The organism is Thermomicrobiales bacterium, from assembly GCA_023954495.1.
In the GTDB taxonomy this organism is placed as follows: Bacteria; Chloroflexota; Chloroflexia; order Thermomicrobiales; family CFX8; genus JAMLIA01.
Map to the genome: position 1 here is coordinate 19288 of JAMLIA010000015.1, position 12940 is coordinate 32227.

At 61.4% G+C, this 12940-nt stretch carries 12 protein-coding genes and 1 pseudogene; 5 read left to right on the forward strand and 8 right to left on the reverse strand.

Annotation, left to right across the window (positions count from 1 at the left end):
* Window positions 1-925 precede the first annotated feature (925 nt).
* Window positions 926-1726: pseudogene (locus tag M9890_04715) on the reverse strand (IS5 family transposase).
* Between the two features lie 42 nt (window positions 1727-1768).
* Here M9890_04715 and M9890_04720 point away from each other — a divergent pair.
* On the forward strand, window positions 1769-3823 hold the full coding sequence (locus M9890_04720) for a hypothetical protein (protein MCO5176265.1): 2055 nt from the start codon (window positions 1769-1771) through the stop codon (window positions 3821-3823).
* A gap of 39 nt (window positions 3824-3862) precedes the next feature.
* Here M9890_04720 and M9890_04725 read toward each other — a convergent pair whose 3' ends face one another.
* Both M9890_04725 and M9890_04730 read right to left on the reverse strand, forming a co-directional pair.
* Window positions 3863-4888: a hypothetical protein gene (locus M9890_04725; protein ID MCO5176266.1), complete on the reverse strand. Its 1026-nt coding sequence runs from the start codon at window positions 4886-4888 to the stop codon at window positions 3863-3865.
* A 34-nt stretch (window positions 4889-4922) separates the two neighbouring features.
* Entirely contained in the window at window positions 4923-5276 is a 354-nt protein-coding gene (locus tag M9890_04730) for a GIY-YIG nuclease family protein (protein ID MCO5176267.1), read from the reverse strand.
* A gap of 139 nt (window positions 5277-5415) precedes the next feature.
* Here M9890_04730 and M9890_04735 point away from each other — a divergent pair, with 139 nt between their 5' ends.
* Complete coding sequence (locus M9890_04735; GenBank protein ID MCO5176268.1) at window positions 5416-5811, forward strand: VOC family protein; 396 nt, start codon at window positions 5416-5418, stop codon at window positions 5809-5811.
* A gap of 399 nt (window positions 5812-6210) precedes the next feature.
* Here M9890_04735 and M9890_04740 read toward each other — a convergent pair whose 3' ends face one another.
* The 3 genes from M9890_04740 to M9890_04750 all read right to left on the reverse strand — a co-directional run bounded on the left by M9890_04740 (window position 6211) and on the right by M9890_04750 (window position 8781).
* Window positions 6211-7002 carry a creatininase family protein gene (locus tag M9890_04740; protein ID MCO5176269.1) on the reverse strand — a complete coding sequence of 264 codons (792 nt, stop codon included), beginning with the start codon at window positions 7000-7002 and terminating at the stop codon, window positions 6211-6213.
* A 124-nt stretch (window positions 7003-7126) separates the two neighbouring features.
* Complete coding sequence (locus M9890_04745) at window positions 7127-8365, reverse strand: Zn-dependent hydrolase (GenBank protein MCO5176270.1); 1239 nt, start codon at window positions 8363-8365, stop codon at window positions 7127-7129.
* Window positions 8365-8781 carry a DUF3995 domain-containing protein gene (locus tag M9890_04750; GenBank protein ID MCO5176271.1) on the reverse strand — a complete coding sequence of 139 codons (417 nt, stop codon included), beginning with the start codon at window positions 8779-8781 and terminating at the stop codon, window positions 8365-8367. The genes M9890_04745 and M9890_04750 overlap by 1 nt, the downstream gene beginning before the upstream one ends.
* Before the next feature lie 187 nt (window positions 8782-8968).
* Between M9890_04750 and M9890_04755 the strand changes: the two genes are divergently transcribed.
* Together M9890_04755 and M9890_04760 are read left to right on the forward strand one after the other, a co-directional pair.
* On the forward strand, window positions 8969-10375 hold the full coding sequence (locus M9890_04755) for a M28 family peptidase (protein MCO5176272.1): 1407 nt from the start codon (window positions 8969-8971) through the stop codon (window positions 10373-10375).
* A 79-nt stretch (window positions 10376-10454) separates the two neighbouring features.
* A complete protein-coding gene (locus M9890_04760; protein MCO5176273.1) occupies window positions 10455-11369 on the forward strand; it encodes an LLM class flavin-dependent oxidoreductase in 915 nt (304 codons plus the stop codon).
* Here M9890_04760 and M9890_04765 read toward each other — a convergent pair.
* Window positions 11366-11866 carry a quercetin 2,3-dioxygenase gene (locus M9890_04765; GenBank protein MCO5176274.1) on the reverse strand — a complete coding sequence of 167 codons (501 nt, stop codon included), beginning with the start codon at window positions 11864-11866 and terminating at the stop codon, window positions 11366-11368. The two genes, M9890_04760 and M9890_04765, sit on opposite strands and share 4 nt — an antisense overlap.
* A gap of 99 nt (window positions 11867-11965) precedes the next feature.
* Here M9890_04765 and M9890_04770 point away from each other — a divergent pair, with 99 nt between their 5' ends.
* The gene (locus M9890_04770) at window positions 11966-12409 is read left to right on the forward strand and encodes a MarR family transcriptional regulator (GenBank protein MCO5176275.1); all 444 of its coding nucleotides are present in this window, start codon (window positions 11966-11968) and stop codon (window positions 12407-12409) included.
* A 7-nt stretch (window positions 12410-12416) separates the two neighbouring features.
* Here M9890_04770 and M9890_04775 read toward each other — a convergent pair whose 3' ends face one another.
* Entirely contained in the window at window positions 12417-12782 is a 366-nt protein-coding gene (locus M9890_04775; GenBank protein MCO5176276.1) for a phage holin family protein, read from the reverse strand.
* Window positions 12783-12940 lie beyond the last annotated feature (158 nt).

Consider the following 12940-nt stretch of genomic DNA (forward strand, 5'->3'; position numbering starts at 1 on the left):
TTCTTATTCCGACGTTCTCTAATGTGAATATTGGGACAGCCATAAGACAGGGACATCAAGTTGTTATTCCGCTTGGCAAGGAGGCTGCCTCATACTCAGATACGGTGAATCTGCCGCGACCAAATCGGCAAGCCGCGAAAGAGGTTGGTTCAACTGGGCCTGCCAGAAGGGCGAGCACGGGATCTTGCTAAGGTCGCGAGGCGGAGTACCCTTGCATTCCGTCGAAGCATTGCCTCCTTCCGGAACTTCAGCAGCCGCTTTGGGCGTTGCCGGAGTTTGCGGGGCATTAGTGCCTTCATGCTTGCTGGATCTTGGGATAGGACTAATGTTGCAGACCAAGAAGCGATCGTAGAACTAGGCGGCGTACCGTATCACGACGTAGAGCAAATACTCACCAGATGGGCGAACTCCTCAGACCCTCCTGTTCGTTGTACTGGATCGACATGGTATGTGGCGGACAGGTTGGACGCTTGGAGATTGCTCCGCCGTTACATTACTCCGACACATGTCGCCAAGTTTAGACAAACCGCACTTGCTGTCTTGGGAGTGGTTGACCCTGCGCTTGATCTTCCGCCTGATCAACGGTGGGCTGCTAACCTCGAGGCAAAAGACTTTGGTTCATTCAAGGACGCTTAGGACTGGGAATTTCGGAGACTCGCTCTTATGGTGCTGACTCTCAGATGATCGATAGCCGTCTTTACCAGGGTTTGGCGGAGACGGTGGTTAATGACTTGCTCAAGGTCGATCGACCGCTAGAAATGTGGCCATCTCTTTCTGACCAGTTACCCCTTCTTGCCGAAGCAGCTCCAGATTCTTTCTTGGCATGCCTTAACACAGTCATTGAAGAGTCCAAATGGCTGGAACTCATGTTCACTGATTCTGTTGCAAGGTCGACGTTGTTTACTTCTTCGGCGCATAGAGGGTGTTATGCACTTCCGTCGAGCAGCAGTCGCATGACACGGTGAGCAGCGAGTGTGGAGAATGCGACCAGATGCAGTCCCGCCACCGTCTCAGGTAAGCGCTCGTAATCCTTGGCCAGACGCTGAAACCGGCTCAACCACGCGAACGAGCGCTCGACCACCCAGCGCCGGGGCAGCAACACGAATCCTCGGTGCGCCTCCGGCAGCTTGACACTCAACCGGATGCCCCAGCCATCCGCTGCCGCTTCGGCATCTGCTCCGGTACCCCTGATCGACGTAGGCCAGCCCGATCGTGTCGCCAGTCGCCTCCTGTACCGCTGCCAGTTCCTCGACCTGTGCGCGATCCTCTACCGTTCGCGGGCGTGACCACCAATGCCAGGAACTCCCCCAGCGTATCGACCGCCAGGTGCAGCTTCGAGCCCTTGCGCTTTCTTGTGCCCGTCGTAGCCGCCTGCGTGCCGTTCTCGATCGATCCTGACAGCGTGCGACTGTCGAAGATGGCAGCCGTGTGGATCCACCGATTTCCCTTCCCAAGCCGAATCAGGGCCCGCAGGTCGGCCACGATCGCCTCGAAGCAGCCAGCACGGGAACCAGCGCTGGCTCTGCTGGTAGACGGTGTGCCAGGGTGGAGATCGTTGGGCAGCGTAGCGCCATGGCGAGCCGGTGCGCACGATCCAGCGCAGGCCGCTGAACACCTCACGCAGATCATGGTCACGTTGTGGCGCATCCTCGGTCATCAACGTCAGATACGGAGCAACGAAGTCCCATTCTTCATCGCTGATATCACTCGGGTACGGCTTCCGCATGCTGTGTTCTCCATCCCACAAGGGTATCGAGAACTTCTACTCGTGTATAACACCTCTACGGGACTCTTGTGGGCGGTAGAAAATCTGTTGTGGTCCCCAGGTCACCTGAAGAGCGCCGCGCTTGCATTAGCTCGGTTGGCCCGTCTTGATCCTGGAGGCCAATGGAACAACCGCCCGATCAACACTCTCACAGATATGTTGCTACCGTGGTATCCGCAAATAGGTAGCGATGTCGATACTGAGCTTATGATCATTGACTTGATTCGATCAAATGAACCGGATGTCGCATGGGACCTTATGCTGCGCCTTCTGCCCGGCGAGAGGACTCATGCTGATTTGGTGCATAGACCTGATTGGCGCGACTGGGCGTCTGATCCGGTTAAGAACATGTCGCCTTCCGAACAGACGGTCTTTCTTGAGCATTTGACCAAGAGGATCTTGGCAGATGCAGATGCTTGCCCGCCGAGATTGAAACAACTCATTCCAAGAATGCGTCGCTTGCCTTTGCAACAGCGAACAACCCTGCTGGAAACCCTCCAGGGCATCGAGATCGAGCGGTATGATGAAACTGATCGTGAGAGCATATGGCACTCAATCAGGGTGACTTTGAGTCGTCTCCGAATCAACTCCGCGGTTTCCGGCAGGCTTTTTCCAGAGGAACAGGAGATCCTGAAAGAACTGTTTCACCATTGGGCTCCTACTGACCCGATAGTACAGCACGCTTGGTTGTTCTCGACTCGACCAGAGTTGCCAGAGCATGACGGTGATTGGGTCAATTACAAACATGTCGTTTCTGAGTCGCGAGCCAACGCCGTTAGTCAAGTGATGAATAGCGGTGGGATTCTGGCGATCCAATCGCTCGCAAGTCGGAGTGATGATCCATGGCTCGTCGGCTTCAGTTTTGGCCTGCAGAAGATCCTTGAAACCGAAGATGAAGGCTGGATGGCTAACCTGTTAGGTTCCGACGCTGATAGTGAGCGAAAGCTTGGAGAAGGTTACGTTGCTGGAAGCTTCGCCGCAAGGGGGTGGGACTGGGCTGAGTCAATTCTCGAGAGCGGAATAGCCCGGTGGTCAGTACGTCAACAGTCTCTTTTTCTCCTGAGCCTACCATCGGATCCGAGAGTATGGGACTGGACCGCTCGTCTCGGTGATGCTTGTGATGCGGAGTACTGGAAGGCGTGGTCCAAATGGGTAGAGCGTCCCTCTGACTGCGAATATGTGATCAAAAAGCTAAATGAGCATAGTCGCCCGAGAGTAGCAATTCGGATTGCAGCTGGACATGTAGGGCAGGATGGGTTCTTGCTTTCCGCTTCAGACGTGATGTACATGCTTGAATGCGCAACTCTCGGTGAAGGGACGGTTGATTCTGTCTTGCCTTCTAGTTACGAGATTGAAGTCATCTTCGGATACATTGCCAAGCGCGATATTTTGAGTCAGCATGCGCTAATGCAATTGGAATGGCTATGGATACCGATTTTGACACAAGCAGATAATTACCATATGCATCTGCACGACGCATTATCCAAAGATCCGCAACTATTTGCAGACATGGTGGCAATGTTATACCCCTCAGTGCATGAGAGAGTTTGTGCCGCCGATGAGCAATCTAAGATAAATGCAGAGTATGCATATCAGCTTCTGAGCTCTTGGAATGTGGTTCCCGGGTCTGATGCTAGCGGTGTCATTAGCGAGAAGCTGCTGTCTGATTGGATAGGTGAGGCTCTTGCAATCTTAAGTAGGACTGGCCACTCTGCCGTTGGTGCTCAGCATATTGGTCGAGTACTGAGATACGCATCATCAGACGATGACAGTATTTGGCCTCCGGCTGCCCTATATGTTATTGAACATAATAACAACCCAGATATTGAGCGCGGGTTCGAAGATGAATTTATTAACAGTAGAGGCATAACGAGTCGTGGGCTGACTGAAGGCGGCGAGCAAGAGCGAAAGCTAGCCGAGAGATACGACTCCCTAGCTATGTCATTGTCATCAGCCTATCCCCGAGCGTCTGCATTGTTTCGGCGACTCGCGAGCAATTATGAACAATACGCCATGTATGAGGATATCGACGCAGAATTGCTCGAAGACATCTTGTAGACGCATGGGTGAAAGAGAGTCTGTACTGGACCTTGACATTCACCGCCCTCCATCCCCCTCATACGGCGCAACCCGCAACGACACCGCACTCCCCGGCATGCCGCCATAGCCAAGCGCAATGACATCCTCTGGCGCCACCGGCTCGGCACGCATCAGGGGCGGCAGGTAGAGGTCGCCGACGGTGTGGCCGAGGTACATGCGGGCTGATGCCAGGTTGAGGATCTGCACCGAGCCAGCGCGGGCCAGCCACGACATGCTGCCGCGCGTGGGTGCGCCGGAGTGGACGAGCGTCGCGCCGATGTCGGCGAGCGCGGCAAGCACCGGGTCGAGCGGGTCGATCGGGTTGCCACCGGCGACGAGCACGACCCCTGCACCGTCAGACAGCGCGGCGCGAAACGCAGCGGCCACGGCAGTGCGCTCGTGCGGCACGCAGCGGCAGTCGCGCAGTTCTGCGCCGAACCAGGCGACTTTGCGGGACAGTGCGGCCCGCACGCGGTCGCGCTGTTCGGCGGACGTCTCGCCAACGAGGATGACGGCGACCGGGCGCGGGACGAACGGCTCCAGCGCGACGAGCGGCCCGGCTGCTGCCCGGCAAAGCTGCTCGATGGCGGCGACCTTCGCAGTCGTCGTGACAATCGGCGAGACCTTGACGCTGGCGACCGGCGTGTCGGCATCGACCGGCTGCAAGTCGATGGTCGTGTAGACGGTGATCTCGCCGACGCTGTTGATGGCACGCAGCAGGTCGGCGTCGATGCGGACGAGGCCGCGGCGACGGGCGACGAGGTCCACCCGGCTCTGGTTCGGCTCGCGGATGGTGAGGTGTTCTCCGCAGATCGCAGTCGCCACCTGTGATGCCGCGTCGTTCTCGTGCAGGTCGCCCGGCTCGCGTTCGACGAGGTGCAGATCGTGCGTGGCGTGCTCGCGCAGCGTGTCCAGATCGGCGGCAGCGAGGGCCGTGCCTTTCGGCAGGCGGAGCGTGCCGGAGCTATCGCGGATGTCCTGCGTCAGCACCCAGCCGGTCTGTGCGGCGGTGATGTCAGCCGGGGCGAGTGCGTGCGCTTTCAATCTGGCGCTCCTCCTGCCGTGGCCACGGACCGGTTCAGTACAGCAGCTCGGGGTCCTGCTGCTCGCGGACGATCTCTTCCAGCGCGGCGAGGTCGCTCTGAATATCCTCGCGGGTCATTTCCGGCCGGATGTCCAGGATTTCGAGGATCTCCAGGTCGAATGCGTCGATGCCGTAGTGGTCAACATCGGCGCGGATGCGATGGTCGAACACGCCGGTTGTGCCGGTCGAGCGCGCAAACGCGATCTTGTTGCGGATGCTCGGCAGATTCGGCGACGATGCAACCAGTGCCTTGCCCGTCTGCTTGTTGACGATCCGGTAGACGCCCGCTTCGGTGTGCGTCTCCTTGTATTGATCGCGCAATGCTCGTCGTCGCGATCGATCGGTCATGGGTGCTCCTTTGCGCGGTGCGTCGTTCGGCACGTACCGTTTCCTACCACGTCTTCGTGCCGACGCGCTACTCTTCGCATCCTGACCTGTCGATCCCGGGCAGGCGCGATCGTCGTCTGTAAGCGAAGGGCTGGTGCCGGTGTACCGTGACCCACAAGTGAACTTCTACGTGCGTGATGTCGAGACGTCAGTGCGCTTCTACGCCGACCTGTTCGGCTTCGTCGAGACGTTCCGCACGCCGGAGTCGGGCCCGCCTGCGCACGTCGAGCTGCGCCTCGGTGGCCTGATCCTCGGCCTCGCCTCCATCGAGGCTGCGCAGAAGGTGCATGCAATCCCGGCCGGCGAAGGTCCGGCCCGTGCCGAGGTCTGTCTCTGGACGGACGACGTTGACCAGTCGTACGCAGAGTTGCTGGCCAACGGCGCGCAGCCGATGACCGCCCCGCACGACTTCCTCGAAGGCCGCCTCCGCGCCGCCTGGGTCGTCGATCCGGATGGCAACCCGGTAGAGATTGTGGCGGAGCGGAAGGCGGAGTGACGATGCTGCGACTGCAACGGCAGCCTGCTCGACGAATCACCTTGACTACTGGTTGATGGGACAGTGTCATTTTCATGATTTCACGATCCTATAGGATCGTGAAATCATGAAAATGAAGTACGACGCGCAGCGATGATGCAGTGCATGACAAAGCAGATACGGCCAAACGTCCAAATTCATGATTCACGATCCCTAAGGAATATGAAATCGTGAATTCAGGAATCTCGCCGATCGACCATGCGGCGCTTGCCACAGCTCACGCTCGTGCCAGGAACGTATCAGCGCTATGGAGTGAAATTCATGATTTCATGATTTCATTTTCCTAAGGGATCGTGAATCATGAATTTGTCGATGATCCACGGACGGTTTCAGCGTCCTGCCGATCTGATTGCCCGTCCGCTACTCGTCGATCCGGCTCATCCAGGTGCCGCGTTTCCAGCCGCGCTTGTCGAGCTCGCGGAGGAAGGGGACGAGGATGGCGACCATCGCTTCAGTCATGGCCTGACCTTCTTCGGCGGAACCTGCTGCCGCATCGCCGGAGAAGCCCTTTGGCACGGTCCCCTTGAAGCTGTCGATCAGCAGGATCGGCAGATCCACGAACTGCGTCTGCTCGCTCGTGGCCAGATCGTGGCGCGTCGTTTCGGGATTGCTGTAGAGCACCATCGACATCTCAGTGCGTCCGGCGTGGTCGCCGTCGATGTCGAAGCGGCCGGCCAGCATCTCCCTGGCCTTGCCCATGACGCCATCGACCAGTGCAACTTTCATGTCGTGCTTCTGCGAGAGCAGTCGCGCCGCCGTCTCGGCCGGTGCCGGGTTGCCGTCGTGGGCCGGGACGATGATCAGCTTGGTGATGCCGTGGTGCAGCAGCGACTCGCCGATATCGACGATGACGCTGGAGAGCGTCTCCGGACGTAGCGAGAGGGTCCACGGCCAGGCGAGGTGGTGGTGGCTGACGCCGTAGGCCAGCGTCGGCAGCACGAGCGTGTTGCCCAGTTCCCGCGCAACCGCCTCCGCCCACGTCTCGGCGGTGAACGTGTCGGTGCCATATGGCAGGTGCGGCCCGTGGTATTCGGTCGCACCCAACCCCAGGATCGCCTTATCGAACTGACCCTCCTCAACCGGCCCACCCGTCATGCGCTCCAACCGCACTTCAGGTGACGTCGGACGGATTGGTTTGGTCGTGTCAGTCATAGTCTCCTCCTTCACATAGCTCAACGTCCGCGAAACACATTCAAAACGGCAGCCAACTCATCAGCATCAGGACACCCCCTCTCCCAACGTTGGGAGAGGGGGCCGGGGGGTGAGGGCCTCCCCGTCAATACGCCAGCCGATACAGCGCATTCGCCAGCACATTGATCCCCGGCATCATATCCTCGATGCTGGTGAACTCTGCCGGGGTGTGGCTGCGACCGCCCTGGCTGGGGACGAAGATCATCGCGACCTTGGCCTTCTTCGCCATGCGCTGCGTATCGTGCCCCGCGCCGCTGTGCATCAGCTGATAGGCGATGCCCTGTGCCTGGGCCGCCTCTTCCAGCGCTGCGACGACGCCGGGATCGGAGATGCACGGGTCGTGGTCGGCGACGACGCGCCAGCTGACGTCGATGTCGTGGCGTGCGGCGACCTCCTCGATCGTGCGTTCGTGCTTGGCGAACAGCCGCTTGCGCACCTCGGGATCGGGGTGGCGGGCGTCGATCATGAACGTGACCTTGTCCGGCACGGCGGCCGGCAGGTTCGGCTCGACCTGCATGTTGCCGATTGTCGTCACGGCTGGACGGCCGAAGCGTAGCGCCGTCGTGATGACGTCAGTGATGATCTCGGCGGCGGCCGGCATCGGGTCGCGGCGGGTGTCCATCGGGCGTGCGCCGGCGTGGTCGGAGCGACCGGTCAGCTCGACGACGTAGTGGCGCAGGCCGGTAATCGCGGTGACGATGCCGACCGGCAGCCCCATCTGCTCCAGGATCGGCCCCTGCTCGATGTGCAGCTCGATGAAGGTGTCGATGTCGCTACGTTTGGCTTCCGGGATCTTCGCCGGGTCGAGGCCGACTTCACGCATGGCTTCCGCCATGGTCTCGCCGGTGAAAGCGATCGTGTTGTCCGGATCATTCGGCATGATCCGCCCCGTGATGGCACGTGAGCCCCAGAAGTTGGTCGAGGCGAAGCGGCTGGATTCCTCCTCGCAGAACGACAACACCTCCAGCGGACGCTTTGGCTGGCCGAACTGCTCGACCAACGTGCGCACGGCTGACAGGGCCGCGACGACGCCGAGCGCTCCATCGAAGCGTCCGCCTGGCGCTTGCGAGTCGATGTGCGAGCCGCTGACGACCGACGCGCCGCCCTCGCTGCCGTCGATGCGGCCCCAGACGTTGCCAACGCCGTCCATCCGCGTGTCGAGACCGACCTCGCGGCACCATTGCTGGACCTGCTCCTGGGCGGCAACCCACTCCGGCGAATAGACCAGCCGCTTGACGCCAGTCTCGCCATACGCGCCGAACTGCGCGAGCGTCGTCAGGTAGTGCTCGACCATTCCTGGATCGACTGTGATTGACTGCTCCATCATCTCCCCTTATCACTCGCGTCGTAGGCGCGCGCTGCGGCGGCGAACAGGATGCCACCGAGTAGCCAGAACGGGTCCCAGAACCAGAGGTGCCAGCGCAGCTCGCTGGCGCTCAATGAGGCCGCGCGGTCGATCACGCCGGCCGCCATCAGCCCATGCTGAATGAGCAGGGCGATGCTGTAGAGTAGCAGCCCGCCGCCGCCGATCCAGGCGAGTGCCCGCATCAGGCGGCGAGGTGCGCGGCGTCCCCACGGCGAGATCAGCGCCAGCGCAAAGGTGCCAGCGAGCACCTTCAGCAGGCCGGTCACCACGAGCAACGCGATCATACCGGGATCGCGGCGCAACGTCGGACCGCTGATCGTCTCGCCAATCGTGCCTGCGCCGATCGTCCCACCGGCAGCCCAGTAGAAGCTCATCGCGGCGAAGATCCACGCCCAGGCAGCGGCCGACTGTGCTGGCCAGCGATGTGGTGAGGACTGGTTCAGATGCGCACCCCTCCGATCCTGGTATCGATGAGTCTACGTGGCTCCGACGACGTTGACAGCGCGCCCGACTCCGGCGATGCTGCCGCAACGGCAGAATCGCACGAGTGAGGAGAGTGACATGGCGGATCAGCCAAACGTTCGCGACATCGAGAAGTATGTGCTGGGTGAGGTCTGGACCTCGGATGAGATCTACACGAACCTGCGCTATATCTGCGACGATCTCGGCTCGCGCTTCGGTGGCTCGGAGAGCGAGCATAAGGCCGGTGAGTTCCTGCTGGGCAAGATGAAGGAATATGGCCTGCAGAACGCGCACCTGGAGGAGTTCCCGGTCTACACCTGGGAGCGCGGGACCTGTGAGCTGACGATGCTGGAGCCAGTGGAGCGCTCATTCTCGGCGATCTCGATGCCGTTCACCGGCAGTGGCACCGTCGAGGGTGAGATGATCGACATCGGTGAAGGCGAGACAGCCGACTTCGAGCGGGCCGGCGAAGCGATCCGCGGCAAGATCGTGCTGACCGCTGCCGAGACGAACAGGCCGGGCGAGGTGACGCTGCACCGCACCGACAAGTTCCGCCTCGCGGTCGAGGCTGGCGCGATCGGCTGCATCTTCGTCAACAAGAACCCCGGCATGCTGCACATCACTGGCTCACTCTATGCGCAGAATCCAGAGGGCAAGGAGGACGCCGACCACGAGGCGGCCATTCAGGGCATCGGCATCAACCATGAATCCGGCAGCATGATCCGCCGATTGGCCGAGCGCGGCACGGTGCGGATGAAGATCCATACCCAGAACAGGACCTACCTGTCACGCTCCTACAATGTCGTCGGCGATATCCCCGGCCAGCACCCGGAGGAGATCGTGCTGATGGGCGGCCACTACGATGGCCATGATGTCGCCCAGGGCGCGGCGGACGACGGCGCGGGAACGCTCGTTGGACTGGAGGCCGGTCGGGTGCTTGCGCCGTTTGCCGGTCAGATGCGCCGGACGGTGCGCGTCATCTGCTTCGCGTATGAAGAGTTGGGCCTGGGTGGTAGCTGGGCGCACCACGAGCGCTACCTCGATGGCGACGAGAAGCTGATCATCGCGCTCAATCTCGACGGGGCCGGTCGCGAGGGCACGGATCAGATCACCGCTACCGGGGACGAGACGCTGGCCAACTGGTTCCGCGGACTCTCCGGCACGATGAAGCACAAGATGGAAGTGCGCAACCGGGTCGGCACGCACTCCGACCACTTTCCGTTCTTCCGCGCGGGGTTCCCGAGTGCGACGCTGAACACCATGGGTTCGACCGCTGGAATGATCGGGCGCGGCTACGGCCACACCGAAGCAGATACGGTCGACAAGGTCACGCTGCGCGGCCTGCAGGGTGGCGCGGCATCGGCAGCGCGTGTTGCCGCCTATCTCGCCACTGTCGAGCCGTTCCCGGTCGAGCGACGCGGCACGGACGCCGTCATCGCCGAGCTGGAGAAGGCCGGTCAGGGATACCACGCGCACCACTGGAGCATCGCCAACCGCGTCAAGTAGATCCCGTCGCGCCCCGGCCTTCGTGGTCGGGGCGCTCCCTGATTCGCTTGCGCCCGAGCGATAGAACGAAGCGTGACAGATGGCTGACTACGGGCACGATCTGCAATTCGGCTATTTCCTGATCCCCGATAACAGCGACCCGGCAGCTTTGCTCGACCTGGGTGGTCGGCTGGACGAGCTGGGCTACGATCTGATCGGCATTCAGGATCACCCGTACCAGCGGCGCTACTTCGACACGATGGCGCTGATCGCGATGCTACTGGCGCAGACCGAGCGCGTGCGCATCTTCCCCGATGTCGCCAACCTGCCGTTGCGCTTGCCGACGATGCTGGCGAAGGAGGCTGCGACGCTCGACCAGCTCAGCGGCGGTCGCTTCGAGCTGGGCCTCGGCGCTGGCGCGTTCTGGGATGCGATCGCTGCGATGGGTGGGCCGGTTCGCACGCCCGGCGAGGCGATCGGGGCGCTCGAAGAGGCGATCGCGATTGTCCGCGCGATGTGGTCTGGCGGACGCGGCCTGCGTCACGATGGCGAGATCTACCGCGTCATCGGCGCGCAACCCGGCCCGGCTCCCGCCCACGACATGAGCATCTGGCTCGGCGTGCTTGGGCCGCGTGCGTTGCGGCTGACTGGCCGCGCCGCGGATGGCTGGGTGCCGTCGATGTCGTATCTGTCGCCCATCGAGAGCCTCGACCGGCAAGCCATCATCGACGATGCCGCGCGCGCAGCCGGTCGCGCACCGGCGGCTGTCCGGCGCATCTACAACATCAACGGCAGCTTCGCTGATTCCGCGTCTGCGCCATTCAGCGGTGGCGACCGCGAAGTCATCGGAACAGTCGAGCATTGGGTCTCGGCGTTGACGACGCTGGCGACCGAGTATGGCTTTGGCAGCTTCATCCTCTGGACTGACCCGACGCCGGAAAATCTGCGGCTGTTCATTGACGAGGTCGCGCCTGCTGTACGCGAACGAGTCGCCGCGGTCCGCGCCGGGCGCTAGTGGTCCGGTGGTGGCAGGATGTCGACGCCGTAGGCTGCGGCGGTTCGGATGAAGTGGGCGATATCGGGTGGCCCGTCCGGCATTGGCGGCAGCGTCAGGGATGGCGCCGGCTCACTGAGCGCGCGGAAGAAGCCCTCGAAGCCGGCCGGCGTGCACATGTTCAGCACTCGCACATGCTCCGACTCCAGCGTGAACCGATGCGGCACTCCGCGTGGCAGGACAACAAGCGTCCCTGCCGGCGCGTCGACGTTCGCATCACCGATGACGAAGTTCATCCGCCCTTCAAGCACGTAGAACGATTCGTCTTCACGCTGGTGGACGTGCATCGGCGGCTCGGCGCTGAGCCCCTTCTGCCCGACCTCCTCAACGATGGTGAACGCCCCGCCTGTTTCATCGCCGGTGGCCAGGAATGTCAGCAGATAGCCCGAGTACCAGACAGTGCGGGAGAGATCGTTGCGGTTCGTCCGAACGAAGTTTGCGTTGAATAGCGCCGCCACAGCTCACCTCTTGTTCCATCAGCTACGATATTCGTCAGGAACGCTGACGATGTGGCTGCGATAAAGTAAGGCAGGCTGTCTATCGTGTCAAGCAGGAAGATGATGGATCGCGCAGGCGAGCCGGAACCGATGCTCGGTGCGCTGCTGCGGGTACCGTTCCAGGCCATCAGCGCACGCATCCTTGCTGACCTGCATGGGGCGGGCTATGCAGATCTCCGACCGTCGCATCTCACCGTATTTCAGCATCTGGCGTTCGACGGCTCACGCGTAACCGAACTGGCCGAACGCGCGCAGATGACGAAGCAATCGATGGGCGCGCTGGTCGATCATCTCGTCGCTGGTGGCTACGTCGAGCGCGTCGCCGATCCGGTCGATGGCCGTGCCAGAATCGTTCGTCGTACCGAGCGCGGCATGCTCGTCGAACGCAGCGCGCGAGCCAGCATCGCCGCGCTCGAAGCGGAATGGGCGACCGCACTCGGTGCGGATCGGCTCACCGAGTGCCGGGCGTTGCTGGTTGAGCTGGCCGAACTGCTGGATCGCTAGCCCGCAGCTAGTTATCAACGAACGCCGTCAGCAGCCACGAGACGATGCTGACGATGACACCGCCGAGGAACGCCGCCCAGAACCCGCTAACGTGAAAGCCAGCATCGAACCAGTCGGAGGCGATGCCGGACGCCAGCCAGAACGTCAGCGTGTTGATGACCAGCAGGAACAGGCCGAGCGTCACGATGATCAGGCAGCACGAAACGGCGGTCAGCACTGGCTTGACCAGCAGGTTCACCACTGCCAGCACCGCTGCCATGATCAGGATCGCCGAGACGCCACGATCGTCGTCGATACGAATGCCGGGCACGATCCAGGCGGCCACCGCGACGGATGCGGCAATGATGAGCCAGCGAATGATAAAGCCGATCATGAGTTTGGCTCGTCTCTTTCAATTCAGGTACCGACACCTGCGTATCGCATCAAATCATGTCCATTATTTAATGAACCCGCTATACGACGTGCCACAAAAGTGTTAAAGTACCGACACTAACGTGCGAACGTTCGCGCCGTTTGTACGTTTTCGGGTCG